General features: G+C 65.3%; 23 protein-coding genes and 1 pseudogene. 7 read left to right on the top strand and 17 right to left on the bottom strand.

The annotated features are described in order from the left end of the window. Positions 1 to 41: 41 nt before the first annotated feature. From H4W80_RS02510 to H4W80_RS02550, 9 genes are all read right to left on the bottom strand, one after another. The gene (locus H4W80_RS02510; protein WP_192783560.1) at positions 42 to 311 is read right to left on the bottom strand and encodes a hypothetical protein; all 270 of its coding nucleotides are present in this window, start codon (positions 309 to 311) and stop codon (positions 42 to 44) included. A 578-nt stretch (positions 312 to 889) separates the two neighbouring features. After that, entirely contained in the window at positions 890 to 1,564 is a 675-nt protein-coding gene (locus H4W80_RS02515) for a ribonuclease FAU-1 family protein (protein ID WP_192783561.1), read from the bottom strand. A gap of 12 nt (positions 1,565 to 1,576) precedes the next feature. After that, entirely contained in the window at positions 1,577 to 2,440 is an 864-nt protein-coding gene (locus H4W80_RS02520) for a class I SAM-dependent methyltransferase (RefSeq protein ID WP_192783562.1), read from the bottom strand. 19 nt (positions 2,441 to 2,459) lie between these two features. Further along, positions 2,460 to 3,713 (bottom strand): MFS transporter, encoded by a 1,254-nt coding sequence (locus tag H4W80_RS02525; RefSeq protein ID WP_192783563.1) that lies wholly within the window; start codon positions 3,711 to 3,713, stop codon positions 2,460 to 2,462. Beyond that, on the bottom strand, positions 3,710 to 4,351 hold the full coding sequence (locus H4W80_RS02530) for an HAD family hydrolase (protein WP_192783564.1): 642 nt from the start codon (positions 4,349 to 4,351) through the stop codon (positions 3,710 to 3,712). Before H4W80_RS02530 ends, H4W80_RS02525 begins: the two co-directional genes overlap by 4 nt. Positions 4,352 to 4,360: 9 nt before the next feature. Further along, entirely contained in the window at positions 4,361 to 5,428 is a 1,068-nt protein-coding gene (locus tag H4W80_RS02535; RefSeq protein ID WP_192783565.1) for a UDP-N-acetylmuramate dehydrogenase, read from the bottom strand. Next, positions 5,425 to 6,444, bottom strand: a complete 1,020-nt coding sequence (locus H4W80_RS02540) for a serine hydrolase domain-containing protein (RefSeq protein WP_192783566.1) — start codon at positions 6,442 to 6,444, stop codon at positions 5,425 to 5,427. The genes H4W80_RS02535 and H4W80_RS02540 overlap by 4 nt, the downstream gene beginning before the upstream one ends. A gap of 14 nt (positions 6,445 to 6,458) precedes the next feature. Next, the gene (locus H4W80_RS02545; protein ID WP_192783567.1) at positions 6,459 to 7,730 is read right to left on the bottom strand and encodes a UDP-N-acetylglucosamine 1-carboxyvinyltransferase; all 1,272 of its coding nucleotides are present in this window, start codon (positions 7,728 to 7,730) and stop codon (positions 6,459 to 6,461) included. Positions 7,731 to 7,735: 5 nt separating this feature from the next. Then, the gene (locus H4W80_RS02550; protein WP_192783568.1) at positions 7,736 to 8,467 is read right to left on the bottom strand and encodes an LbetaH domain-containing protein; all 732 of its coding nucleotides are present in this window, start codon (positions 8,465 to 8,467) and stop codon (positions 7,736 to 7,738) included. A gap of 17 nt (positions 8,468 to 8,484) precedes the next feature. On the opposite strand from H4W80_RS02550, the gene H4W80_RS02555 reads away from it, so the two are divergent. Then, entirely contained in the window at positions 8,485 to 9,267 is a 783-nt protein-coding gene (locus H4W80_RS02555; protein ID WP_192783569.1) for an alpha/beta hydrolase, read from the top strand. Here H4W80_RS02555 and H4W80_RS63325 read toward each other — a convergent pair. The 7 genes from H4W80_RS63325 to H4W80_RS02590 all read right to left on the bottom strand — a co-directional run bounded on the left by H4W80_RS63325 (position 9,262) and on the right by H4W80_RS02590 (position 16,269). Then, entirely contained in the window at positions 9,262 to 10,983 is a 1,722-nt protein-coding gene (locus tag H4W80_RS63325; protein ID WP_192783570.1) for a carbamoyltransferase C-terminal domain-containing protein, read from the bottom strand. The genes H4W80_RS02555 and H4W80_RS63325 overlap by 6 nt on opposite strands. A 457-nt stretch (positions 10,984 to 11,440) precedes the next feature. Beyond that, complete coding sequence (gene acpS, locus H4W80_RS02565; protein ID WP_192783571.1) at positions 11,441 to 11,815, bottom strand: holo-ACP synthase; 375 nt, start codon at positions 11,813 to 11,815, stop codon at positions 11,441 to 11,443. Beyond that, positions 11,812 to 13,017 carry an acyl-CoA dehydrogenase family protein gene (locus tag H4W80_RS02570; protein ID WP_192783572.1) on the bottom strand — a complete coding sequence of 402 codons (1,206 nt, stop codon included), beginning with the start codon at positions 13,015 to 13,017 and terminating at the stop codon, positions 11,812 to 11,814. The genes acpS and H4W80_RS02570 overlap by 4 nt, the downstream gene beginning before the upstream one ends. Further along, positions 13,014 to 13,412, bottom strand: a complete 399-nt coding sequence (locus H4W80_RS02575; RefSeq protein ID WP_192783573.1) for an acyl-CoA dehydrogenase family protein — start codon at positions 13,410 to 13,412, stop codon at positions 13,014 to 13,016. The genes H4W80_RS02570 and H4W80_RS02575 overlap by 4 nt, the downstream gene beginning before the upstream one ends. Before the next feature lie 165 nt (positions 13,413 to 13,577). Next, positions 13,578 to 13,832, bottom strand: coding sequence for an acyl carrier protein (locus tag H4W80_RS02580; RefSeq protein ID WP_192783574.1), 255 nt, complete (start codon positions 13,830 to 13,832; stop codon positions 13,578 to 13,580). Between the two features lie 85 nt (positions 13,833 to 13,917). Then, positions 13,918 to 14,832, bottom strand: coding sequence for a hypothetical protein (locus H4W80_RS02585; protein ID WP_192783575.1), 915 nt, complete (start codon positions 14,830 to 14,832; stop codon positions 13,918 to 13,920). A 69-nt stretch (positions 14,833 to 14,901) separates the two neighbouring features. Beyond that, entirely contained in the window at positions 14,902 to 16,269 is a 1,368-nt protein-coding gene (locus tag H4W80_RS02590) for a condensation domain-containing protein (RefSeq protein WP_192783576.1), read from the bottom strand. A gap of 559 nt (positions 16,270 to 16,828) precedes the next feature. On the opposite strand from H4W80_RS02590, the pseudogene H4W80_RS02595 reads away from it, so the two are divergent. Further along, positions 16,829 to 18,101, top strand: a pseudogene (locus tag H4W80_RS02595) (IS1380 family transposase); the annotation flags it as partial. 1,252 nt (positions 18,102 to 19,353) lie between these two features. Then, complete coding sequence (locus H4W80_RS02605) at positions 19,354 to 20,265, top strand: streptomycin biosynthesis protein (RefSeq protein WP_318786670.1); 912 nt, start codon at positions 19,354 to 19,356, stop codon at positions 20,263 to 20,265. Positions 20,266 to 20,358: 93 nt separating this feature from the next. Here H4W80_RS02605 and H4W80_RS02610 read toward each other — a convergent pair whose 3' ends face one another. Further along, positions 20,359 to 21,276: a hypothetical protein gene (locus H4W80_RS02610; protein WP_192783580.1), complete on the bottom strand. Its 918-nt coding sequence runs from the start codon at positions 21,274 to 21,276 to the stop codon at positions 20,359 to 20,361. 421 nt (positions 21,277 to 21,697) lie between these two features. Between H4W80_RS02610 and H4W80_RS02615 the strand changes: the two genes are divergently transcribed. The 4 genes from H4W80_RS02615 (at position 21,698) to H4W80_RS02630 (ending at position 26,957) form a co-directional block, all read left to right on the top strand. Beyond that, a complete protein-coding gene (locus H4W80_RS02615; RefSeq protein WP_225964413.1) occupies positions 21,698 to 22,609 on the top strand; it encodes a transglutaminase-like domain-containing protein in 912 nt (303 codons plus the stop codon). A gap of 311 nt (positions 22,610 to 22,920) precedes the next feature. Beyond that, on the top strand, positions 22,921 to 24,132 hold the full coding sequence (locus H4W80_RS02620; protein WP_225964414.1) for an aspartate aminotransferase family protein: 1,212 nt from the start codon (positions 22,921 to 22,923) through the stop codon (positions 24,130 to 24,132). 144 nt (positions 24,133 to 24,276) lie between these two features. Further along, positions 24,277 to 25,242, top strand: a complete 966-nt coding sequence (locus H4W80_RS02625) for a ferritin-like domain-containing protein (protein WP_192783583.1) — start codon at positions 24,277 to 24,279, stop codon at positions 25,240 to 25,242. Next, on the top strand, positions 25,239 to 26,957 hold the full coding sequence (locus tag H4W80_RS02630) for an acyl-CoA dehydrogenase family protein (protein ID WP_192783584.1): 1,719 nt from the start codon (positions 25,239 to 25,241) through the stop codon (positions 26,955 to 26,957). The genes H4W80_RS02625 and H4W80_RS02630 overlap by 4 nt, the downstream gene beginning before the upstream one ends. Positions 26,958 to 26,981: the final 24 nt, after the last annotated feature.

The following is a 26,981-nucleotide window of genomic DNA, read 5'->3' on the forward strand; positions in this document are numbered from 1 at the left end:
CACCGTGCCGACCGAATTTTCCAGGGCCGGGAAATACTCGTTCAGGACCTGGTTGAGTTCGTGTCGGAGTCCGCGCTGCTTGAGATGTCCTGAAGCAGCGCGAATGCTTTTCCCGCGATGTCCGGCGCGGTTTTGGTCTTGCCCAGCTCACCGGCCAGTTTCTCGTTGCGGGACTCGAGCTTCGCGGTGTCGGCCTTGAGCTTCTTGTTCTCGGCGCGCAGCCGGGCCAGTTCCTCCGACTCGGCGCTCCTTCCCGGCCGGCCGGTCGAAACCGGGAGCGTTCCGCTCTCGGCCTGCTTTCTCCAGTGCACGATATGGGAGTGATACAGCCATTCCCTGCGGAGCAACGCGCCCCGCTCTGGGCTGCCTTCCGGCAGAGCGTCGAAGGCGGGCGGGGATCCGCTCCTCGTACGCCTTGGTGAACGTCCGCCGCTTGGGCCGGGCTCGCTGCTCATCGGTCACCCGACCATCCTGCCCTGTCAAGGCGCTCTGGTCGGCGAGGGGTCATCGTCACTGTCTCGATCGTCCTGTCTCGCCCTGCTTCACGTCAAAAGGACTCATTTGTCCCATGTATCGCAGCAGTCTGACAGAGAGGGGTCGGGTTGTGGCCGGGAGACTTGACGGCGCAAGACAGCCACCTCATGACGCAGCACCAAGATTTCCACCCTCTTGGAGGTGTCACCCGCGCGAGAAGCGTCAGCCAGCCGAACAACCGGATCATCAGCATATACAGCAGGCGTAGGAACATGAGTGCCGAGATAGAGGGCCAGGTCAGCTTCCATGGACCAGTTTCGGCACCGTACAGGCGCCTGCCTCGATGATTTCCCTTCCGCGGGTCAGGATACTCGCGATCGTTTGGCGGCATCCCCGTATCTGACGCGTATCGAGGTCAGAGGCTTGCGGTGTAGTGATGAGGGAGGTCCCACAAGGACGGGAGGCTGGGCGTCTGCCAGAAGGGGTCGGGTTTGTAGTCGATCCATCGGCCGTCGAAGGGCGGAAGGCCCTGGGAGGCCATGCGTGTGAGTTCCTGAGCGTGTAGTCGGATCTGCTGCTCTTGCACCGCGCTGAACATGCCTTGCTCGACTACGGCGCGCAGTTCGTCCTCATCCTTCCACGTGGATGACAGATCGGGAGAGATGAGAACGTCCAGGATTCGGTCGGCGGTGTCGATCCCGTAGACGGGGCTGGGGCCGGGTGTCTCCCATCGGATCTGTGGCGCCTCGAGGTTTCCGTACCAGTGGGAGAATTGCCCATCTTCGGTGAAGAACCAGGAGATCGACCATTCCCGATCGGTTGGCACGAAACGGATCGCGCCGGGCCCGCGCCAGGTGCCGAGTCGTCGGACTGTAGGCACTGTGAAGCGTTCTTCAATGGAGATATCCCGTAGGTCGCCACCCTGCTGCGGACAGGAGCGGATCATGGGAGAGCCGGGCGGGATCCACAGCACGAGTCCGTCGGGCGAATCCTCGATGAGGATTCCCGCATTAACGAAACGCGCCCTTCCGCTCCTTCCGTAGCGGTACAGAACGGTGGAGCCTGGTTTCCAGCTGCCTGTCGTAGCCATCCCTCTTCCTGGCTAACCCTGTCCCTTGCGCACCAGATAGCCTATGCCCCACGGCCGGATGACGAGTTCCATGGCGGCGTACCTGTCGAGGGGATCCACCACGGACGACGCGATCAACTGGGCCAGGGCGGGTTCCAGTTCGACGGCTTCCAGCGTCGGTACGGCGGTTATGGTAAAGCCGGTGCCGCGCAGCAGTTCGGCGGCGTCCCGGATCGAGTAATGGTCGGCGATGGGATTGACGTAGCGATCCATGTATCGGGCCTTCCGCTCGTCGTCCCGGGTCCAGGCCGGGTCGTCGCCGGCCCAGTCCAGGAGATCCCGTTCTTCCGCGGCGTACAGGCTCGAGTAGGCGGGGCGTACGGTCTCCAGTATGGCGAGCAGGTCCTCCACGGGACGGTTCTCGGCGCCGAATATGGCAAGGAGTTCGCGGATCTGGGCGATCTCGACGCGACCGTGCCGCGAATAGAGCCAGATGTATCCGGCCATATCCTGGCTCGTCGCCGCATAGATGTTTCTGAGGGCTGCCGCGGGATCGTTCATGTGGTGCAGGACGCCCTGGCAGAAGATGAAATCGAAGACGTCGCCCCCGCCGGGCACCTCGGTCTCGAGATCGAGCACTTCGAAAGTGACGTTCGGCAGGCCACCGTGCCTCTGCCGGGCCAGCTCGATGGAGGCGGTCGAGCGGTCGACGGCGAGCACCGACGCCTCGGGGAAGTGCATCGCCAGTTGGCAGGTCATGGCGCCGGTGCCGCAGCCGGCGTCGAGGATGCGGTGCGGTGAAAGCGACTCGAAGAAGTGCCGGAGTTCCTTCTCGTAGAGGCCACCGTGATTGCCGTGCATCGGATAGGGATTGTCAATGTAGAAAGAATTGGTCATTTCCCGCTCCCTTGGTTCATCACGTCTGGGCGCGCGACTTGCGGACCCATCGGAAGATCTGAAGGCCGGCAAAGAGGAAGAGCACGAGTTGTGAGCTGAGGGCCAAGGCGAAGGCCGCATTGACCGGGAGACCGTTCCGCTGGCCGAGGTCCAGCAGCCACCCGATGGAAAGGATCGTGAGTAGGGCGGCGACATAACCGCCGAGGTTCGCCATGGCGGCCGCGGTCGCCACCCGTGTGGCGTCGTTGGAGGTGCGGGCGACGTCCACGCCGAGCATGGTCGCGGGGCCGCACAGACCGAGCACCAGGACCAGGGCCACGACCGCGGCGCTGGGAGCTCGGCCGGGCCAGAGCAGAAGCACCACCCACATGAGGCACACCAGCGTGATCACGAGTCCGCTCAATCGGATCCGCAGCTCGGGACGTCGTGATGCGAGCAGGCCGAACAGCGGTCCCGTGATCATGTTGGTCAGGATCAGCACGGTGAGCAGCCGGCTCGCGGAGTCGGCGCCCAGTCCCTGAGCCCGGGTCAAATACGGATATCCCCACAATGTCGAGAAGGAGACGAAGGAGAAGGCGGACGCGATGACCATCCACATCCCCAAGCGGGTGCCGGGTACGAGCCACACGCTCCGCAGATCGCGGAAGAGCCCGGGCAGGACCGACGGGGATCGAGGGGCGGGAGGATCACTCGTCACCGTGAGGAGTACCACGACGCCGAGACAGATCGTCGCCACGCCCGTGCTGAGAAAAGTAGGGGTCCAGCCTATCGTCGTCAGTGCGAGCGACAAGGGGATCGTGCTGATCAGGCTGCCCGCCATCCCGATCACTGACATCAGCTGGACCTGCAGAGCCACCCGGTTCGAGGCGTTCCACGCGGTGATGAGGCGAAGGCCTCCCATGAACGTGAGCGCGTCTCCCACGCCGAGAATCCCCCTGGCGAGCAAGGCCAGCGGGTAGGCAGTGGCGAGCGAGAACCCGATCTGGCCGCCACCGATGAGCACCATGGCCACCAAGAGCGTTCTCCGGGGCCCGAGCCGGTCGGCGGCCAGTCCTGCCGGCAACTGCAGGATGGCGTAGGCGAGCAATTGGTAGACCGCCAGCAACGACAGGGCACCGGGACCGATCTGGAACCTCTGCTCGGCCAGGTCCACGGCCACGGTAAGGCTGGTGCGGTGGAACATCGCAGTGGCGTAGATCAGCGAGGCCAGGCCCCACATGATCCAGCCGCGCCTGGCGGACTGGGGCGAGGTCCTGAGGGCGGGTGTCGTCATGTAACAGGACCGCGGGATAGTTCACGATAGGGACGTATGTCCACCGCCACCATGCCCGCGCGCCGCGCCGCCTCAAAGCCGAGATCGGTGTCTTCCAGCACGACACAGGTGTGGGGCGGAGCAGCGAGTCGGTCAGCCGCGGCAAGGAAGAGATCGGGCGCCGGTTTGCCGCGCGCGACATGCTCCCGGGTGATCACCACGTTGAACAACCCGGCCAGCCCGCCGCCGGTCAGCAGCGCGCTTGCCACCGGCTGGCTGCTCCCGGTGGCCACGGCCGCGGGTAAGCGCGGCTCCAGTCCGTGCGCCCATCGCGCCAGCGCCGCTACCGGCTCGATCACGGGTGCCAGCGCAGCCTGCTCGATGACCGCCCGCTCGCCGAGCTCCTTGAACCGCTCGGGGGACATGCCCCTCGGCAGCCGCCCGTGGTCCGCGAGTAACCGGACCCAGTCGGTGAACGCGGTCCCCTGAGGGGGACGAGGGACCCCCGTCAGATCGATGTCGTGGGTTGCGAGGATCATGCCGAGGGCCGCGCGGTTGACCGACCTGGTGTCGACCAGGGTGCCGTCGAGGTCGAAAATCAGACCACCGATTTGGTCGAGGGACAGCGGGAGCGTGATCGGCGTAGCGGTGCTCTCCATGCATTCTCCTTATGTGTCCATGACGCCGATGAAGCGAGGCTCCGGCATCAGCGTCACGCCGAAGAGCTCGCGGACTTGCTCGACGATGGTCCTGGCGGCGAAGGCGATGTCCGCGGCTGTCGTGCCGTCGTCCGCGACGAGGGCGAGCGTGTGCTTACGGGAGATGCGGGCCGAACGGAAACGTTGGCCGCGCTGGAACCCGGCCTTCTCCATCAGCCATCCCGCACTGGTGCGGACGTGACCGTCGCTCCCGGACAGCGCAGGAGGCTCGTGGCCGGTCAACGCGATCACTCGCCGTTTCACTTCTGCCCAGGCCCCTGCCGAGAGGAGGGGGTTGAGGAAGAAGGAGCCCGCGGACCTGCTTTCGGGATCTGCCGGGTCCACCACCATCCCTTTGCGGCGCCGGATCGCCAGGATGGCCGGCACGAGCTCCGAGATCGGCACCCGCGCGCCGAGGCCGGTCCCCAGCTCGACGGCCACCTGATCGTAGGTGATCGGTTCGCTCACGAAGCCGCGGCTCAGCCGGAAGGACACCGACATCACGGTGTGGCGATCCGGGTTCTCCTTGAACAGGCTCGACCGGTACCCGAAGCGGCACTCGGCCGGGGTGAGCTGCCGGCGTCCCCGCCTGGCCCAGTCCCAGACCTCGACCCTGGTGATGGTCTGCGCAACCTCCTGGCCGTACGCTCCCACGTTCTGGATGGGGAGCGCGCCCACGGTGCCGGGGATGCCCGCGAGGCACTCCAGGCCGGAAAACCCTTCGGCCACCACGAAGTCGATCAGGCGGGCGAACGGCTCGCCGGCCGCGACGGTGACTTCGGCCGTGGAGTCGTCGATGACGGAGACCACCAGCCCTCGGGTCCTCATGAGCAGCACCGCATGCGGGTAGCCTTGATCGGAGACGACGACGTTGCTGCCTTCGCCCAGGGTCAGCGGGGGAGGGCCGGGGCTGGTCATGGCGTGGTCGATGAGGTCGTCCGGTGTACGGATCTCCAACAGCCTGTCGCACGGACCGCCGACACCGAAGGTGGTGAGTGGTCCTAAGGGCACGCCGGCGGTGGTGGACTGTCCACTCATCGTTCCGCCAGCCCCTTGATGTTTTGTCGCAGCGCCGCCAGGCCCCGCCGGTCTCTCGAGTTGTACACCGCGTTGGACAGCACCGTGACATACGCCGCCTTCTCCTTGAAGACGAATATGCTGCTTCCTGTGAAGCCGTGGTGGTACATGGTGCGGCCGTCGTCCGACAGCAGCCAGGCCAGGCCGCGATGTTCGTCGCCGCCGGCATGGACCTGGATGCTCTGCTCGACGTAGCGGGCGAAGCCCGTGTCCGTCCAGTCGTCGGTGAGCACCCGTCGGCAGAACGCGGCCAGGTCGCGTGCCGTGGTGAAGACTCCGGCATGGCCTGCGACCCCTCCCATCTGCGCGGCGTTCTCGTCGTGAACGACACCCCAGACAGGACGGGTGCCCGGGAGCCTGGTTTCTGTCGGGGCGACGGCGGGTGAGGCGGCGAGGGGACCGAAGCTCGTGTCGTTCATCGACCAGGGCTGCCAGACCCGCTCGGACATCAGCTGATCGAGCGGGCGCTTGTACAGCCTCTCGAGGAGCAGTCCGAGCAGCACGAAGCCTCTGTTGACGTACCGGTAGGAGGCGCCGGGCGGCGTGTCCAGCGGTTCGGAAAGAATCAGCTCCACGAGGTCGCGCCCCGAGCCGACGTAACGGTCGAACCGGGTCGCCGCCATGAGGCCGCTGGTGTGCGAAAGGATCTGCCGAGTGGTCACGACCGATCCCGGCAGGGACTCTTCGCCGAAATACTCGCCGACAGGCGTGTCGAGGTCGAGGTCGTTGGCGGCGACGGCCTGGCCGACTCCGACCCAGGTCGCGACGATTTTCGTGAGCGAGGCGATATCGAACAGCACGGTCTCGTGCGGAGGAAGGTCGACCAAGCCTGGTGCGATCACCCCGTGTGTCAGCACTCGCGTTCGCTCGACTGTGCCCACGATGGCGACGGCACCGGGTGCGCCACCACTCGCGACCAATTCGTCAAGCCACGAAGAGACGGACTCCGCCGCCAGGTCCAGCCACTTTCCTGTCATGTGTTCAATCTCCGCTAGAGGTCAGAAAAAGAGATGTCTGCCCCGAGATTCGCCAGCTTCGGGACGAGAGAACTATATCCGCGATTCAGGTGAAAGACGCCGGATATGTGGGAGGTCCCTGCAGCGGTCAGAGCGGCCAGTAATAATGCCGTGACGCAGCGGATGTCCACTCCGGTCGCGCGGGTCCCCGCTAGTACGCGTGGGCCGCGCACGGTCAGCGTATTGCCATTCTCGCGAATATCGGCGCCGAATTCACGAAGGCCGGCGACATGGGTGGCGCGTTTCGGGTAGACAGCCTCCGTGATGGTGCTCTGCCCGTCCGCCAGCGTGAGCAACGCCGTCATCTGAGGCTGCAGGTCGGTGGGGAATCCCGGGTGCGGGGCGGTGGCGAAGTCGGTGGCCCTGAGGTCATGCCTCCGGGCGACGGCAACCCCTCCGGGAATGTCCGACATCTCGATGCCGACGGCATTGACGGCATCGTGGAAGGCCGACGGAAAATCCGCGAGCCGGGCGCCTTCCAGCGTGGTCCGGCCGTCGGTGGCGGCCGTGGCCATCACCAGCGTGCCGGCCTCCAGCCGATCAACGGGCACCGTGTAGTCCGCGGCGCGCAGGCCGTCCACGCCCTGGATCTCAATGCGTCCATCGTGCTGGACGGTGATGTCGGCCCCGGCCCTGTTGAGGAATTCGATCGTGTGCATCACCTCGGGCTCGATACTCGCGTCCGTCAGCACAGACCTTCCGCTCGCTGTCACCGCGAGGAAGAGAGCGGTCACGGTGGCCCCCAGACTGGGCCCGAAGGCGGTGTCCAACGATGCGGAGAACGCCTGGGGCCGCCCCGCGGCCAGCGTGGCCTCCACCCGGCCGGCGTGAAGCGTGATGTCGGCGCCGGCCGCGGCCATCACCGCCAGGTGCCGATCGATGGGGCGGTCGCAGAACGCGTCACCTCCCGGCAGCGGGAAAGTCGCCTGCCCGGCGCGGACGAGCACGGCCGCGCCGAAGCACGCGGTCGGGCGGATCCGGCCGCCCAGCTCGGCCGGGATCATTGCGCTGATCTTCCCTGCGGCTTTCGTCTTCAACCTCTGGTCGTCGTAGTCGGCGTCCGCGCCCAGGCTCCGCAACAGTTCCGCGCAGACGTGCGTGTCGATGATGTCCGGGGCGTTGGACAGCTCGACCACGTCCGGTATGAGGAGTGACGCTGCGTAGAGGTGCAGGGCGATGTTCTTGGACCCCTGCACCAGGCATCGGCCGTGCAGCGGCCGGCCGCCGTTTACCAGGAGTCGGTTCATGGCGCTCACCTGATTCTCGAGTCGGCGGGCAGAACGCCGCCGATCTGGTTCCTGGGATAGATCACGGTGCGTGGTCCGATCAGCGTGCCCGGCGACGTAGAGATCAGCGCGGGCAGTTGCGCGTGGTCACCGATCACCGCACCGAACTTCGTGTAGCCGGTCGGCACCGGGTGCCCATCGACGTTCACCGAAATCTCGTCCACGGCAGGCTCCTGGACCGGCCGGTCGACTCTGAGGTTGGTGGTGACGCACGAGCTCCCGATGTTCACGTGGTTGCCGACCACCGAATCGCCGATGAACACCATGTGCGTCGCCTGTGATTCGGACATGACTATTGTTCGGGTTACCTCGGTGCAATGACCGATTTTGCAGCGCGGTCCGATAATGACGTTATCGCGTATATAGGCATGCGATCGGACGACGGAACCAGCGCAGATGAGCGCCGGCCCTTCGATGTAGGCGCCGGCCTCGACAACGGCGCCGCGCTGCACGATCACGTCGCCCTCCACATGCGCGGCGTGGTGCACGGAGCCGCGAATGTCGCGCCGCGCGCGGTCGCCCAGCCAATCCGTCATCGCCTGCTTGATGTGCAGCACGGAAGTGCAACTCTCGAAGAGATCGGCGAAGGGCAGATGCTTGACGTCGAAGTAGTACGAGATCTGGAGCTTCTCGAATACGAGATTCTCGGTAGTGTGTTGAGTCGTTCCAGGTAAATTCCCGCTCACGTGGCGCTCCATGGAGAAGAGGTTCTGCTATGCGGCAGGTCGGACTGGTCGCGGAGGACGGCGTTCTGCTGGACGCTGTGTTGCATGAGCCGGCCGGTGAGCCGAGGGGAATGGTGGTCGCCCTTCACGGCATAACGGGGGACATGGAGGCGCGAGGAAAGTTCCCCCGGCTGGCGGACATTCTCGTGGCGGCAGGCTGCGCAATGCTGAGGTTCTCCTTTCGCGGGCATGGAAGGAGCGGCGGAACGCCGGCGAACGTGACGATCGCGGGGGAGGTCCTGGATCTGCAGGCGGCGCTTGCCTACGTGAGATCCCTGGGCGATCTGCCCTTGTCCCTCGTCGCGACCAGCTTCGGCGCAGTGAGCGCGACACTCTCGTTGCCCGATCTCGAAGGCCGGCTGACCGGACTGGTGCTCTGGTGCCCGGTCCTGGACCTTCGCCACACGTTTCTTGAGCCACAACTGCCGTGGGGACGGGCCAACTTCGGCCCTCAGCAGCAGCAACGCATGCTCGCGGACGGCGAGTTGCTGATTGATGGGAGATTCGCGATCGGACGTGCGTTGTGGGAGGAATTCGCGCTCCGCCGTCCGCTCGATCATCTGTTGAGCAGCTCGGTCCCTGCCCTCATCATCCACGGGGACCAGGACAGCTATGTTTCCTACGAGGTTGCGAGGGCCGCGTCCCGAGGCCGCGCCGCGTGTGAGTTCCGGACCATCTCCGGCGCGGAGCACGGTTTCGACACCCGCGAACGCGAGGATGAGGCGATCCTGGTGACAGCGGACTGGCTGCTGGGAAGGCACAACGCCTCATGAGGCCGGTGCGTCGTCCTGCTCGATCAGGAGGTTGCCCAGGGCCAGGTAACGCAGGCCCGACAGGTCGAAAACCCGCAACGCCTGGGCCGGCGATTCCACGATCGGATAGCCGTGCAGGTTGAAGGAGGTGTTGAGAACGGCGCCGATCCCCGTGCGCTCTTCGAACAGCTTGATGAGCCGGTGGTAGCGGGGGTTCGCCTCGGCCGAGAGGATCTGCGGCCTGCACGTGTGGTCCTGCGGGTGCACGGCGGCTCTCAGCTCGTGAAATTTCTCCTCGTTCAAGGAGAATGCCTGAGCCATGTACTCACCGCCGAACTCCCGCCAGTCGGTGAGGTAGTCGTGCGCTCTCTCACGTAGGACGGTGGGTGCGAAAGGCATCCAGAAGTCCCGCTTCTTGACCATCTGATTGATGATCAGGGTGGCATCCGGGTCACTGGGATTGGCCAGGATGGAGCGGTTTCCCAGGGCCCGCGCGCCGAATTCCATGCGGCCGGCGAAGCGTGCGACGATCTTCTTGTCCGCGAGCAGAGCGGCGCATCGGTCTTCGATGTCGTCGACCTCGTGCACGCGTACGCTCTTGAGGAAGGTGTGCTGGTCGACCGCCGCCGCCACGTCGGCGTCGGTGTACTCGGACCCCAGATACAGGCCGGGAAGCGGGCGGCGGCCGGAATCCGTAGGGGAAGGCGCGGTGTCCGCCGCGACCCAGGCCGCGCCGAGCGAGTTGCTCTCGTCCCCGCCGGAAGGGCAGAAGAAGGCCGAGGTGACCTCGGGCAGCGCGGCGATGCGCTGGTTGATCTTGACATTCATGAAGAGCCCGCCGCCGAAGGCCAGATCGGTGATGCCCAGCGAACGAACGACGTTCGTCACCCACTGCGTGGTGACGCGCTCCGCGAACATCTGCAAGCCGGCCATCACCGTGTCGAAGCGGCGGAAGCGCAGCAGGTCGAGGAGCATCGGAGCCATCTCGGTCACCGGCGGCGTGCCCTGTCGCCTCTTCCAGATCAGTGGCTCGGCCGGGTCCATTTCGAACATGGACTCGAAGAGGGCGCAAATCTCGCTTGCCGCCTTCGTGTTCTCCGCGTAGGGTGCCATGCCCATGAGCTTGTATTCATGCTCAAGTGGTACAAACCCCAGCAAGTACGTCACGTAGCCATAGATGGCCGCGATCGAGTCGTCCCGAGGGACGGCGGCCAAGCGTGTCAGCTTGCCATTGCTGCCGACTGAGACCGAGGCGCACAGGTCGTCTCCATGGCCGTCGCTGGTGAGGACGAGGACCTCTTGGTCGAACGTCCCCCTGGCGAAGTAGGCGGTCGCTGCATGGCAGGTGTGGTGATCGATGAACTGGATCCGCTCCTCGGGATATCCCGCGTCCCGCAGAAACTCCGCTCTCCGGCGCTGCTGCTCCACCGCGCCGCCTCGTGACTCGAGCGCCAGTTGTTCGGCCGGTGCGGTAAATGTGCGACCGAAGACCGTCATGACGTCGGCTGTGGTGTGCAATCCGGGATTGCGGAACTCAAGCGTGCTGAACGCAACTTGATCGATTTCATGCAGCGACGTTCCAGTGAGTTCGAGAATGCGCTGAACTGCCGCCTTGGGAGCTCCTCCGCGATTCTTTTCCCGCGTTAATCGCTCTTCTTGAATAGCGGCAACGACCTGGTCGTCGTCGATTATGCACGCGGACGCAGAATGACCATCGTGCACACCGAGAACCTTCACACTGCTCCTTCGTCGGCTTGACCGTCATGTCAGATCGGACGAGTCCAAACCATATGTACGACAATCCGCAATGTCAAGTGTCCGGCATTCTCGATGAATTGTCACAGAATGCTGCGAACCGAATACGCGCGCATCTGAAATATGGCCATCTTTTCGCGCAGGTTTCGGTCGCCTCCTTTTCGGCTTCCCCTGGTCGCGCCCTCGGAGTGGTGTGAATAAACACGACGGGGTGGTTGCCGTGGGCGATCCTAAACGCCGCGATAGCGGCTGCCAAGGCCGGAGCAGCGCCGGATGAAAGACTCGCGGGTATGCGAGTCTTTGCCTCCGGCGGTGCGTTCGGCGGCTGCGCTGGTGCCGTTCGATCGGCAGGCGTGGAAGGACGTCGGGCTGTAGCGGCCGGTCAGCGGGGTACGACGTGTCGTGCTCGGGCGACGACGCCCTCTGGGAGCCGTACCCTTCACTGGCAGCGCACGGCGGCGACGCAGATGACGAGATCATTCTGGTGGGTGAGCGAAAGGTCGATCGCGCCGACTCCCGCGGCCGCTGCGATGCGGGAGGCTCCACTGTGGAGGAAAACGGAGGGGGCACCCCAGTCGTCGGTAAGGATCTCTATGTCGCGCCATTCCAGGCCTTGGCCGAATCCACGGCCCAGCACTTTGGCGACGGCCTCCTTGCCGCAGAAGCGCCCGGCGAGATACTCGCCGAGCCGGGGCTGACGCATGTGCCGAGCCGCCTGGAGCTCCTTCGCGGAGAACAGCATCCGACGGAAACGCGGGCGCTCCGCGATGCGGTTGAACCGCGAGATGTGAAGAAGGTCGACGCCTATTCTCATGACATACCTCCAGGCATCCGTCCCTGCGGTTGCGGAAGTTCCGTGTCCCGTACGGGAGATGGCATGCGCTTCTGACCAGGTGCTCCGGCGGTGTGCGCAGGATAGTTTAGAAAGGTGCGCGCGATATGCAGCCGCTGGATGTTGCTGGTGCCGTCCATGAACTCGAACCCGGCCACGTCCCTGGTCCATTTCTCCAGCAGCGGATGCTCCAGCAATGACGCCGGCCCGAGAGCCTTCGCCGCCCATCTGGCGGTTCTCATGGCCTGCCGTGTCGCGAGCAGTTTCACGACCGAGGAACGGTGTCCTCGCTCGGTGCCGGCGTCCAAGCCTGCGGCGGCCTGCCAAACGAGGTCCTGGCAAGCCTCATTGGCGGCCTGCACGTGCGACAGGCCGGGGGCTTGCGGACGATGAGCTCGTACGTGGTCGAGGATGCCCGCGGAGGTTCCCATCGCCATCGCGGCCACCTGGATCCGCATGTTGTGAAAGACCTTGATCGCAGCCCAGAGCCCTCGGCGAGTGACGGTCAGATGGTCGCCCAGCAGATCGATGACGGGCACTCCTTCGAGCCGGATCTCGGCCAGGCACGCGCCACGCAGACCGATCATGTCCAGGGATTCCGCCGTCCAGCCTGGTGCCGGTACCTCGACAAGCGCGGCTCTGATGGACAGGAGATGCGGGCCCGTCCTTCCGAAAACCACGCCGATTCGACCGCGGGCGCCGTTGCCGATGTACCGTTTGACCCCGTACAGCTGTCCGTCTTCGATGCGTGTCTCCATCGAGGTGGCGTTGCTCCCGAGGTCCGGCTCGCTCATCGCGAAGAACGTCCAGGTCCTTCCGTCGGCGATCCGCGAGTAGAAGAGGTGACGCTGCGCTTCGGTGCCCAGCAGATCGACGATTAGTCCGGCAACGTCGGGCATCGGGCACGCGAGCAGGCTGCTCGCGTCGCCGCGTGACAGTTCGGTGACGGCTATGACCCACTCGAGCGCCGAATCCGCACGGAAGGTCCAGGAGCCGATGCGGAAAGGCTCACCATACGGGCAGGGCGTGCTCCACTGCCGGATTCGGGAGAAGACCTCCCTCCCGAGGTGAGGCTTCATGTCGTAAGGGTCCCGGTCGATCGGCGGTGCGAGATCGCGTAACTCGGCCGCGGTCTCGGCGCAGACTATGCGCCACGCTTGCAGACGTCGGTCCAGATCGATCACCGAGTCGCTCCCCAGACATTCGCGATCATGGCGGAGACATAGAGGGCGCGGGTAGGCTGATCGGTGATGTAGCCGGCGCCACCGAAGAGCATGATGATCCCTTCATCGAGCTCCGTGATCAGATCGTGGGCTTCATACGGCGCATTCAGCATGGCTCGGGCGAGCTCGATGCCGGCAACAGTGTCGGCGACGCTGCCGGTCACGAGCTGGCGCCGCAGGAGCGGTTCACCAGAGGACTGGCGGTTGCCCAGACGGTGGACGACCGCGTCGAAGGCCCGCCTTGTCGCGCCCAGCCGGGCGGCGGCGAGCCGGGAGCCGAGCTGCTGGTCAGGTGAGCCGGGAGGTGTGTCGCGAAGAAAGACGATCCCTTCTGCGGCGGCCAGCCGATGGTGCACCACCTCACCCACTGCCTGGCCGGCGGGGACCGCTGCACAGCTGCCCGGCCTCGACCCGGCCAACGCCGTCCTCAGCCCTTCGGCCAGCCCTCCTTCGTAGCCACACGTCTCGCAGGCATGAACCGCCATGACGTCTCGCCGACCTGAGTCGTGCCGGAGCATCGGCTAGGCCGTCTTCCTGGCCAGGCACTTATCGACATAATCGGTCAGTGAACCGATGGTGGCGAACACCTCGGCACTGATCTCATCGGGGTCGACCTCGATTCCCACATTGTCCTCCAGGTTCATCAGCAGCTCGAGGAGGCTGGTCGAATCCAGGGCGAGGTCTTCGAACAGTCGCACATCGGGAGAGGGGCTGGCGATCTCGTGACCGAGAAGAGACTCCAGTTCGATCCGGACGGATGCCGATGCCTCACGCATAAGGACTCCTTCTCAATAGAGACCAGGTGCTCGGAGCGATGCTCCGTCGCTGGGCATATCTCACGGTCCAGGGGTTCCTGAACACTCAGGGCTTCACCGAGACGGGGGCGGAACTGATCATTATGGAAGTCTCTGCCGGTGAACCTCGGTGACTGATCAGCTGATCGGCGCTGTCGAGCTTCCACAGCAATCCGTCGAGGCACCGGTCCGCCGGCCACTGGTCCGGCGAGATCATGCCCCACCCGCTGAGCGTCCGCAGAAGGAAGGGGTCAGCGGCATGCCGTTCCCCGTTCACTTCCAGCTCCACCCAGGCGTGCCGCACGGGGTAGGGGCGTGCGATGTAATAGCCGGTGGCGGACCGCAGCGGGATCTCCTGCTGCCGGGCGACCGTGGCGAGATGGAGGCTTCCCAAGTGGCAGTCGGCGAGCCCGGAGTCGGTGAAAAAGGTCAAGTCGGAGCCCAGCGGCTCCGGAAGGATGTGATAAGTCATCTCTCCTGCTGCCTTGACGATTGGTTCGAATACTGACCCCAGGCACAATCGAGTGCCGCTCACGGACGCCTGCACAGAATAACTCTGGGCATTGTGTTTGGTCAGGGAACCGACCGCGAAATCTGCCAGTTTCCGCTTGTCGAAGGCGAATTGGCATTGACCTGGGTGGCCGGGCTCAGAGCATCGAGCTGTGATGCGCACCGACATGACCAGGCGCCCGTGCCGATCCGTCTCCTCAAGGATTCGTGCCCACGAGCGCATTCCCATCCACACGAAACTGGGTAACCGCAGATCGAGGCTGACGTTCTGGAGATCCAGGGAGTCGAACATGCGCTCGCCCGCAACGGAACGGTGAGGTAAGCCCAGGTCCAGGAGCTTCTCCAGGAGGGCGGGCCCGATCCGGTAACCCTTGGTGACCCGGTGATGATTGATCTGGAAATCACGCCATCGATCCGGTACCCGGAGCAGCTTCGCCACCGCCCGTGTGACCTCATCGTCCGCATGGGTCATCGAAACCTCCGTTCTGTCGCCGAGACCCGCACCGCCGCACGTCTGCAATCGCCGAGGCGAAGGCGCCGGTCAGTCCAAGGGCAGGTCTCCCGCGCGGACCGAGCTCCCTTCTGCCATCGCCTGAAGTGCGGACTCCACCCCCGACAGCAGTCTCGTCAACATGTTCCGGCTGAGCAGCCGGGAATTCACGCGGGCCGTGACAAAGATGCGCCCCTCTTCGTCGTAGCCGATCCGGAAAGAGCAGTGACTCGGCATGTAATTCCAACTCGGCAACCATTCGAAAACCGTGTCCTCCATGACCGGTCGATCGTGCGGCTCGAAAACCCGCGCCTCTGTGATGAAGTTGTTGAAGAGAAAACTGGTGACCCGATCATGTATGTCATCGAATCCGCAATCGCGCAGGGAGGCCTGCAGGGAAGAGGGAGGCCAGTAGGCGCTCAGGTAGGCCCGTGGCATATCGGCGTTGATGCTCTGAACCATCTCCGTGAGTGTTCTCGCCGAGGAGCATGGCGCTGCGATGACGCCTCCCTGAGCCAAGGGGCCGGCATATTCGCCGGCTCGGCGGAGGTACCGGTTGGCGAAGACGATCTCCACGGCCGCGTGGCCGTCATGGTCGGTGACGGCGGCGACGGCCGCTGAAACCGCCGCGAGCAGCACGCTTCCCGCAGATGCGTTATGAAGTGTCACCGCGGTCGGCAGGGCCTTCGCCGCTCGGCACGAAGTCATCTTGGCGTGAATGATCGGGGCGTCCTCACCTTTCAGCCGCGGAGCGCCCCACAGATGTGGGCCGGTTCGCCGAAGTGCCTTACTCCACTGGTCGCAGGCGCGCTGGCCCTTGGACCTCGCGAGGCGTGTCTTCTCCAGCTGTACCTGATCGAATGGTTGCCAATACGTCTCGCCGGGGGAGATGTGTTGCCCGTTGACGAACTTCAGGAACGACGTCTCCAAAACCTTAAGCCCTTGGCGGTCGACCGCGAGGTGGGATATGTTGGGAAACACGAATCGTGGCACACCGCGATCGGTGAAGACCGTGAAGGTGAATTGGGGTCCATGCGCGTGGTCGAATACCCTTGCGAGGCTCTCCTGCACCTCACCGTATACTGACTCGCGCCTCTCGCCTGCGATGTCCACTATTTCGACAGGCATTTTGGTCGGCTGGGTCACTTTCTGTGCAGGGCCCTCGGGGGTCTCCTGGAAAACGGTGCGAAGAGTTGCATGCGCGCGTATGAGATTGGCCAATGCGCTCAAAACCGCGGGCATCGTGACTCCCCCGGGAAGTCTCCATTGCAGTCCTACATTGAGCAGGTTCGCATCTTGGCCGAAGCGAACGAGGCCTTGCCACACAGAGTGCTGCCCCCAGGTCTGCGGGAACGAGTAGTCAGCCTCCTGCGGCAGCTCAGAATAGTCGATCTCCACATATTCCGTGTTCTTCTTCATCGACGCGCTCCACTCGTCGGGCGGGAGTGAGTGACCGTACTCGATCCGCGGGCGCGTGGCGCCGAACCTGTATTCTGCGGGCCCTGCCGCTACGCCACTCATTCTTCGGTCAGAGACTCGAGCGCGGTCTCCGTCTCGGGGGTCGAGTCTTATGGAGAATAGGCTGCACCAACCATGCCGCCCCCGCCAAGGGGTGACGCCGGCGCGCGGGCCACGCTGCTCCGTTCCCGGCTTCACGGTGCTCAGGCCTGGGCAGCGCATACAACGCTAGGGTGCGTGTCGACACATCGGCGTGGCGCCCGGCCAGGTTCACGCCGGTGAGTGTGCCGTCCAGCTTGATCAGCTTGTTGCGCTTGATCGGTGCCGGACCTTGGACGACGATGACCGACAGGATCGTTTGTCCGATGTCCACCTCGCGGGCTGTCAACCGCGCCTGAGACCCAGCCTGGTCTGGCGGGTGGAAATCCGCCGCGGCGTCACGTCTCAGTTTTCGTGCTCCGTGACGTCATGGGTGCACCCAGTGGGCTTGACATGCCGCGAACCTCGGTATACCTAACCCCTGCACGTCACCGGGCTGGACCGGGTGCTGTCGGCGCAGCTGGAGCGCTGGCGGCCTGAACACGCGCTGCACGATCCCAGCAAGACCGTGGCCGACCTGGCCGTAGCTCTCGCCCCCGGCGGGGGACTGCCTGGCCGACATCGCCCTGCTGTGCGCCCAGCCCGACCTGTTCGGCCCGGTGGCCTCCGACCCGACCGTCTCCCGCCTGATCGACGGGCTCGCCCGCGACGAGGTCAAAGTGCTCAAGGCCCTGCGCGCGGCCTGGGCCCTCGTCCGCGAACGCGCCTGGGGCCTGGCCGGAATCTTGGCTCGGGCAGCGACGGTGAGCTGATCCCCCCTCGACATCGACGCCACCACCGTCATCGCCCACTCCGACAAACAACACGCCGCCCCAACCTGGAACACACCTTCTGCTTCCACCCCACGAGGGTCTTCGCCGACCGCGCCCCCGGCGGTTCCGGCGAACCGCCGGCCATCCTGCTGCGGCCGGGCAACGCCGGCTCCAATACCGCCGCCGACCACATCGAGGCCACCCGTCTGGCCCTGGCCCAGCTGCCCCGGCACCGCCAGCGGCAGGTGCTCATCCGCACCGACTCCGGCGGCGGCACCCACGAGTTCCTGGCCTGGCTCGTCAAGCCTGGCCGCCGCCTGTCGTACTTGATCGGGTTCACTCTCACCGAAGAGATCCAGCAGGCCATTCTGCGCCTAGGAAAACCGCATGGACGCCCGCCTACGACGCCGACCGGCAGGTACGGCCGGCGCCTGGGTGGCCGAGCTGACCGGACTGCTGGAGTTGTCCGGCTGGCCCAAAGGGATGCGCGTCGTCGCGCGCAAGGAACGCCTGCATCCCGGCGCCCAGCTGTGCTTCACCGACGTCGATGAATGCCGCGTCACCTGCTTCATTACCGATGCCAAGCAAGGTCAGCTCGCCGACCTGGAGTTGCGGCACCGCCGCCGGGCCCGCCGGAGACCGCATCCGCTGCGCCGAGGACACCGGCCTGGCCAACCTGCCGCTGCACCACTTCGCTCGCAACCAGATCTGGTGCGAGCTCGTCGCCTTGGCCTGTGAATTCCTGGCCTGGATGCGGATGCTCGCACTACCGGCACCACCGCCCAAAGCTACGAACCCAAATGCCTGCGCTCGTTCGCCGTGGTCGGCCGGCTGGGGCGCGGCAGTCGGCGGCTACGTCCGCGACTCGCCGCCCGATGACCCTTGGCCCGCGACATCCTCACCGCCCTGACCCGCCTGCAGGCGCCGCCAGCCACACCCTGACCAGCCACAAAAACGACACCACGACCCAGGAAAGGACACCCGCGGGCCCGTGGAACCCCGCCCACCCGACGTGACAGCCGGGCTTACGCGCTGGCCACAGCACGCAATGCAATCCTCAGCCGGGCCGCTCAGCCGACCACATCCTGATCACGAAAGATCGAGGCTAAGACTGCATGATTAGCACCGCTCCCGCGCCCGCAGAACGAGGTCCGTGTTTTCGAACAACGGCTGATCAGAGGGTGAAAGGGTGCCCAAAAGTGGCACGAGAACCTCGGCTGCGATCCATGAACATCCGTTACCTGCGGCGTTGTCAGCAGTTATGTGTTGAGTTAACCTCGACTGGATCAACGAACTGAAGGCACTCCTGAAGGCCGCAACCTGGTGGTCGGCGCAGGATTGTGACGGAGGTGTGCACGGTCAGGTATGTTACTTCGCAGACAATTCCGCGAGCTGCTCATCTATAGCCTGACCCTGAGCGTCCTGTGCGGGATGTCCCCGGAAATGCCATTAAGTTCTGCCGGCTTGCTGCGCTTGGGACGGCGTTGTCGCGCGTCAAGCGAACACTTTGCGTGATGAGAGATTCTCTAAGTCAGATTCTGAAAGGGTCAAGTGGTGCTGGGAAGCCTTGGGCTGGAGAAGAATGCCGACCCCGTGTCGGAAACAGGTTGTGTCAGCTCTCCAGGCTATCCGCCCAATCACTTTAGTCGTGCAACGACACGGGTGGACCGCTCAAGCTGCGACGATGGGCGTCAGGCTGATACTGAACGGGGTGTCCGCGCTGGTCGTGCCACCGCCTTCCTCATTTCTGCGGAGGGAGTGCCCGGCGCGGCGCCTGCGTTATTGTGACCCGGGGAGGACCGATCTCGGGTCCATTGACCGGCTCGAGAGCGCCGAACACCCGAGCCGGACGTCATAGTGACGTCTGCCCTTGTTTTCCTGTCACATGCCTGTCGAACGCGTGTTGGTGCGGCATTGCAGGGGTCATTGATCCGCAACATGAGACATCAGAGGTCAGCGGACTTCGCCTGAAGCAGGCTCACAAAATGGACTGCGGGACGCGTGGATGCGAGGAGAGATTAGTTTGGGTGGACAAGTCGAGAGGTATTTCTCCGAAGGCGAGATCGCGGCCGCCGGGATTCATCCGCTTCCTGTGCGGGAGAACGTCGGTGATCAGTCAGAGGTTAAGTGGATACTCATCGATGAGTTAGTGCCTGGCCACTCTCCGCGACTTGAGGGAGAGGACCCGGGGCATGTGCAGGTTCTCGCGGAGACGCAGGCAGAGTTGCCTCCGATCCTCGTGCACTGGCCGAGCATGCGGGTGATCGACGGAATGCACCGACTGGTTGCCGCGCGGCTCAAGCAAGAACGGACGATCAAGGTCAGATTCTTCGAAGGTGACGAGTGCGAGGCATTCATCGCCGCCGTGAAGGCCAACGTCACCCACGGATTACCGCTCACCGTCGCTGATCGGGAAGCCGCGGCGGTCCAGATCATCGAGATCCACCCTCATGCCTCTGACCGGTCGATCGCCGCGATGGCCGGCCTCGGGCCGCGTAGGGTGGCCGCCCTACGTCAGCGGATGGGTACAGAAGAGGCCCGGTCGCTGGTACGCCTCGGACGTGACGGTCGGCTCCGGCCGTTGAACAGCGCCGACGGCCGGCGCGTGGCCAGCGAGATCATGGCGAAGCGGCCCGACGCCTCATTACGGGAAGTGGCGAAGCTGGCGGGCATCTCCCCGGCGACGGTGCAGGACGTGCGGAGGCGGATGGAGCGTGGAGAAGACCCCGTTCCGGCTAAGCTGCGTACCGAACACGAGGAGCCTCGGCCACACAACGGCACCGGCCATGAGGATTCGCCTTCCGCGCGGAAGAGTCACGTGGATCCTCTTGCCCGAGATTGTGACCGCGGGCCGACGCGGGACCGTGCCTCGATGCTGGAGAGTCTCCGAAAGGATCCATCGCTGCGCCTCAGCGTCAACGGACGTAAGGTGCTGCACTGGCTGTACACGCACACGGCGGGTCCGAGAGGTTGGGAGGACATCGTGCACGAGATCCCCACTCATTCCGCCTATGTTGTCGCTCAAATGGCACGCGACTGTGCGTTCGAATGGTCGGTGTTCGCGCAGCAGCTGGAGCGGCGGCTGCAAACCTCCGAAGAGAGATAGGCGCGCCGCCGAGCCCTTCAGCGGGCGATCGCATGCGGTGCGGGGCCGGACAGCCGGCGGCTTCGCTCCGATGACTGTTCCGGCTCGACCCGCTCAGCTCGGTGAGATGGCCGGACGGGGCGGTCTCCCCTGGGCAGCCTGCAGATCCGGGCGAAGGACGATACGTAGCCCCCGGCAGTGATGGCGGACGACGCCAAGTTCGCCCTTCGCCAACGGCAACGCGCGATTCAGCGTCGAGCCGAAACAGAACGCGGCATATTCCTTGGTGAAGAACCTGGGCGCCAGGCAAGCCAGTGAGAGATCCAGCGTCTTGGTCAAGCCGTCACTGTCCACGACCTCCACCCAGGCATGCCTCTGGGCGCCAAGCCCCGCGACCAGGTAGCCGACTCGCATGTGCGAGTCCCTTTTGATGTCCTTGAGGTGGTCGGCGAGTGCCAAGGAGAGGCCGACGCAATCACCGATGTTCCACCGGGAGGTGTAGGAAACCTCTATGGACAGTTTGGGCGGGGTGTAGTGGTACCGATACCGCTGTAGCGCGTACTGCCATACCTCACCGATCCGGGTGTCCTGGATGGTCGCGTTCGTGCCCTGGCGTGTGATCACTCCATGCCACTCGGCCCGGCCCGCTACGGTGATTCTTTTATCCCATGCGCTGCCACACAGTTCTGGCGCCTCCCAATCGTAGCTCTCGCATGCGGTGGCCTGTGGGCAAGTGGCGCTCATGACGACGTTGAACCACAGCGCGCGGGTTCGATCCGAGTGCACGACAATGCGGCCGAGATGCTTCATCTCGAGCTCCGGCTGGGTGTTGCCCAGACCGGAGTACAAGGCCAGGTTGTACATGTCCCGGGCGTCATAATACGTTCGGCCCTCGACCTGAATGGCACCCGGGATGGAAGCTGGATCAAGACGGGGGCAGCGAAGTATCTGCCGAGTACGATCGAGGTCGATCAGATCGCGATACTCCGGCGGCGTGGGGACCACTTGCCGCCATGCGTGACGCAGGTCCATTTCCAACCTCTCCGGATCATCGGTGGATACGTTGCCTGGGCTCGGTAGTCCATTTCAGCCAGGCGTCATCAGTTGAGCAACACGCGGGTGCTCACCCTATGGGGCTCTTGTCCATGATTCTTGGACGACGGCGAGCAGCGATCCCCGCCCAAATATGTATCATCTCTTGCACCGCGCGCCCCCGCGTGAGCGGTCTGACAACCGTCGGATTCCGTCGAGGGCCCAAGAGCTGTCCATGGGTGCAGTTGTGGGCGAAGAGATTCCCTGTCGATCGTAGGAACGATGCGATCAGTCGCGTTCGGTGATATTCGCGGACGCAGGCCGCCATATGAACAGCTGCCATAGACGATCGGGAACGGTGCCGAAGCCAGGCGGGCCTCCTGTCGATGGCCGTCCCGGGTGAGGAGAGCCAGCCGTGGCCATGGACCTGACTGATGAGCTTGACCGACACATGCGCACCTTGCTGCCGAAGCTCAAGCTCATCCCCGACGAGGCGCGGGCGTTCACGATGTCGATGGACGACGCGATCCGGGGCTACCGCTTCACTCGTGAGCTACTGGAACGCCTGCTGGCTTACGGACTGCCGGCTGCCGGTGGGCCCGACGGGCCGCGCATGGACGATCTGGATCTGCGCAACGTAGCCCTGCGCCTCGGGTTCGGGCCGGTCGCGCTGGCGGCCCGACGGTTCTGGGCGGCCAGCCTCAACCAATCGGGTGGTCAGGCGCGAACCTATGAAATCTTCTATCACGCGACCTGCCCCACGCCCGGCCATGGATCGGTCTGCCGCTACAGATTCGCGCTACCGGGCGGAGGGCACGTCGATTGCGAAATCCCGGCGGACGGCGGCGCCTCGTACAAGACCACGTTTTCCCTCGACACAGAATGGCCGTTGCTTCCCTCAGAAAGCCGGCACATCCTCGAGGTCATGGAGGGACTGGAATTCATGTACCTCCCGGGACCGCTCAAGACCGATCTCGACTTCATCCGGCGGACCGGTCTGTCCGACTGCCGCGGTACGACCGAGTTCCTGGTGCGCGAGGGTCGTCGCCATGGAGTACCGGTGCGGCCATCATTCGGATTCATCGTCGCCCCGCCGTACTCCTCCCGCCACAACTGGGCGGAGTTTCTGGTGGGGGACCGATGGGTGCCGATTGATCCGGTGCTGATCAGGTTGATGGTCGACATGGGGCTGCTTGACGCGCGTGACTGGCCCGGTTTCCGCTCGCCGGGAACAATGCTGGTGCGCATCGGCGATGGACCGACGTGGATAGTCGCGCACGAGGGCGATCCCGTTCCCGCCGAGGTACGGACCAGACGGCTGCGCCGGGACTGATTCCGCACCGTGCGGCCGTTCGACTAGTGCTGCCGAATCAGTCGAACACGATTACCTTCGGGCGGAGCGGTGCACCCTTTTCGTCCGGAGGCGAATACGTGCTTCGAGCCGCGTCGGCGCCTCCCCTAATGGGCTTGGTCTTGCGCTGGCCAAACAGCGCAGAAGGCTGCTTAGGTGGCTGACGTGTTGGAATCGCCCGTCCGTGTAGACCCTGAGCTGCTTTCCCCACACCCGGAGGGCCTGTCTTGGGCGAATTAGGAATGCACACCACCGCTGCTCCCTCCGCGACCGCACGTATGGCTTTCACTCACATGAAACGCCATTTGCCGCCGAAGCAGGCACTCAGCGGCCGGCTGACGGGCAACGGGGCCGTCGAGGTCGGTGCGTCTGGATGCCACGTGGAACTGTCCGACGGGCGGAGCGCGCTCGACTTCGGGTCCTACGCGGTGACGATCCTGGGGCACCGGCACCCCGACGTACTGGAGGCCGTGCACCGCCAGCTCGACCTCATGCCGACAGCCACCCGGCTGCTCACCAACCCGGTGACCGCGGCGGCCGCTGCGGCGCTCGCCGCCTATCTCGGCGGCGCGCTCAACCGCGTCTTCTTCGGAGCGAACGGCGCGGACGCCGTAGAGGCCGCTATCAAGCTCGCGCGCCTGGCGAGTGGACGCGACCGGATCGTGGCGGTGCAAGGAGGCTTCCACGGCAAGTCCCTCGGGGCGCTGGCGCTCACGCACCATGAGCGCTTTCGCGGCGGGCTGCACGACGTGCTGGCACCAGTGGTTCACGTCTCACCGGACGATCCGGACGCCGTGGCGAGGGAGTGCGCCGCAGGGGACGTGGCGGCCCTGGTGTTCGAGCCGTTGCAGGGGGAGAACGGGGTCCGCCCCCTGGACGGTGAGGTGGTGCGCGCGTGGTGTGCGGCAGCGGCCGACCACGACACGTTCGTCGTCGCCGATGAGATCCAGACCGGTCTTCGCCGCTGCGGCGAGCGCTCGCTCGCGCTGGTCACGGGGCTCCCTGTCGACGCCGTCCTGCTGGGGAAGTCGCTGGGAGGCGGCGTGCTGCCGCTGTCGGCCGCTGTGTGTAGCGAGCGCTTGTACGCGCCGTTGCTCGCTGATCCCACCGTTCATTCGACGACGTTCTCCGGGCACCCGCTGGCGTGCGCGGCCCTGCCCGTCGCGCTCGAAGCCATCGAGGCGTCGGCCGTTCAGGGGCGGGTGGTGGCCGCCGCGATGGAACGCGGGCTGGCGCGCATACGGCATGAGCACGCTCACCTCGTCGAGGAGGTGCGGGGGAGAGGCCTGCTATGGGGTCTCGACCTGCCCTCCGAGGATCTCACAGCGAAGCTGATCGTACGGCTCGCGCACGCCGGGCTTCTGGTGTCGCCGTGCATGAGCAGGCCCGCCACGCTGAGACTGATGCCGCCGATGGTGGCGGGCGTCGCCGAGGTCGAACAGGCATTGGAGATCCTCTCGTCGGTCCTGTCCGAACTGCCCGCGCATCCTGGGGCGAAGACCTGAACCGTGCGGCCCGTGCTCAAAGGCGGGCGATCAGGTACGCCGTCCCCAGCGGCCCTCCATGCCGGTCGGCCGGCGGAAGGCCTACATCCAGGAACTGCCCGCGTGACCCGGCGACACGCGGCTGAGGGAAGACAGGGAGTCCTCATGACGGAAAGGATCGGATCGACCGACATCGAATCTCTGGTCATCACGAGATTCAACTGGGACTACGCCGCGAAGCAGCCGAGGCTGCGTGCCCTCTACGAAAAGGGAAAGGCAGCTCAATGGAATGCGGTGACCGACATCGACTGGACGCCGCAGTTGCACTACGGAGCTCCGCTGACGGACAGTCCGTCGACGGGGGCGGCGCAGGCGCGCCGCCCTGACAACTGCCCCGTACCGAGGGAGCTGTGGAACGACTACCGCTGGGAGTACCACGCCTGGATCACCAGCCAGTTCCTCCACGGCGAGCAGGGCGCGCTCCTGGCGACCGCCCGCCTGGTGGAGACCGCCCCTGACCTCGACGACAAGTTCTACGCCGCCAGCCAGGTCACTGACGAGGCGCGGCACGTCGAGGCCTTCTCCATGTACCTTGAGCGGCTCGGGCACGGTTACCCGATCAACCCGGCACTCCACGCGATGCTGTCGAACATCGTGTCCGATAGTCGTTGGGACATCATCTACCTCGGTATGCAGATCATTGTGGAAGGGCTGGCGCTCGCCGTCTTCAGGATGAGCCAGGTCTCGGGGTTCGACCCGATCATCCGGCAGATCACCAGGCTGGTCGCGCGGGACGAGGCCAGGCATGTGGCGTTCGGAGTGCTCGCTCTGGAGGGACTGTCCAACGAGCTGAGCAGCCGGGAGAAGTCCGATCGGGAGGAGTTCATCAAGGAGTCGGCACTGCTCATGTCGCGCCGATTCCGGCTCGAAGAGGTGTGGGAGCGTATGGATATCAATGTGGCGGCCGGGGTGGAGTTCGCGACGACGGATCCGGTGATGTGTGATTTCCGCCGGCTGATGTTCTCGAAAATCATCAGTAGTCTGGCCAAGCTGGAACTGCTCACCGAGGGCGTGCGGGAACACATGGAGCAGTTGTCCCTGCTGCGACGCTCGGTGGGTGGCCGCCGATGACCGATCGGGGCGAGATCGCCTGGCAGCGGTTGATGCGGGACGACATTTGCCGTACCGGGCCATTGAGTGACATCGAGGATTATCTCGCGCAGCCGTCGACGACGGCGATGCTCGACGAGGCGGAACGGCGCGGTGCGTATCCGCGTGCCGTGATCGGTGGCCTCCGCGCTCGGGCCCTGGCCGAGCTGTTCGTGCCGGACCGGGCCAACTGCCTGGAACTGAACACGCTCGACGCGCTCACGGCGCGACGGAGCGGGAGCCTGGCCGTCTCCATCGGAAGCACCGCCTTGGCATTGCTGCCCGTGTACCTGTCGGGCAGCGACGAGCAGTGCGGGTGGGTGGCCCGGCGCCTGCGTGCCGGAGCGTCCGCGGCGATGCTTCTCACCGAGCTGGACCACGGCTCGAACCTGCTGCGCAACGAGGCCGCCGCACGACGTGGCGACGGCGGTTTCACGCTCCAGGGGGAGAAGCATCTCATCAACGGCGGATCAGAGCACGACCTGCTGATGGCGTTCCTGCGTACCCGCCCTGGACCTCCTGCCGAGCAGCGGTTGGCCGGGCTTCGCGATTTCTCCCTCTTCCTGCTGGAACGCGACGCGACCGTCGAGCCGCTGCCCCGGTGGCGGACCATGCCGGTACGGGCGGCGGACATCTCCGGCGTGCGGTTCCGCGACACGTGGGCGCCGGACGACGCAGTGGTCGGGAGACTGGGGGAGGGCTTCGCCATCGTCCAGAAGAGTCTGATGCTGTCGCATGGAGGCGTTGCCGCGTTCGCGTCCGGCGCGGTCTCCGGAGCACTTGAGATCGCGCTGCGCCACGCGAGAACGCGTGATGTGTACGGCGGTCCCATCGTGTCGCTGGGTGCCATCGCCGAGCACCTCGTTCGCATGACAGTCCTTGACGTCGTCATCGCGGCCCTGGCCGTCAAGGCCGCATATGCGAGCAATCGGTTCGGTTCTGGAGCAGGTTATTTTGGCGCGGTCGCCAAGTACGCCTGTTGCCGGCTCGCGGAGGAGGCCGTGGGCGAGGGACGGCACGTCCTGGGGGCACGCGCCTTCCTTGAGTCCCTGCCCTACGCCCGGTTCGTCCGTGACGTGCCGCTGTATGGCGTGTTCGACGGCACCAGTCATGTCATGCTCGACGAGCTCGGCGCGCAGATGATGCGCTTCGCCACCACGGCGCGCACCCGTCCGAGCACGGACGCGCTCCGGAGCGTCTACCTGGCCAAGCCGCAGCCCATCCGTGCGACGCGTCGCACCTGGCGGCCCTACGCCCCCGCTTTGGCCGGTCGGTGCGGCGATCTCGCGTCCGAGTCGGGTAGCGCGCCCGTTGAGGCGCTGGCGGACTTGGCGCTCGCGCTGGACGGAGTGACGCGGGCCGCGCGCGCCACTGGCCGCTGGGCCGCCGAACAAGCCCTCCGGTTCGAGCTGGCGGCCGTGCTGGCCGAGATCGAGGCGCTGCTGGCGGTGTGCGAGCTGGCGTCGCCCGCGTGCCGCGTGACCTTGGGGCTGCCCGACGGGGTGACGGAGACGGATGCCGCCGTTCCCGGCGTCGCTGTGGAGTGGCTCGGCGGCCGGCTGGCAGACCGCCTGCGGGGCCTCAGCCGCGCCGTCGGCTCGCCCGAGGCCGAGAAGGCGGTCGGTGTGTTGTCCACCTACCAGGCTCCGGGCCAGGACAGGGCCCTACTGCGAGAGGCCGTGACGCGGACGGATTAGCCAAGGCCCGGGCTGGCCGGCCGG

Source organism: Nonomuraea angiospora, from assembly GCF_014873145.1.
In the GTDB taxonomy this organism is placed as follows: domain Bacteria; phylum Actinomycetota; class Actinomycetes; order Streptosporangiales; family Streptosporangiaceae; genus Nonomuraea; species Nonomuraea angiospora.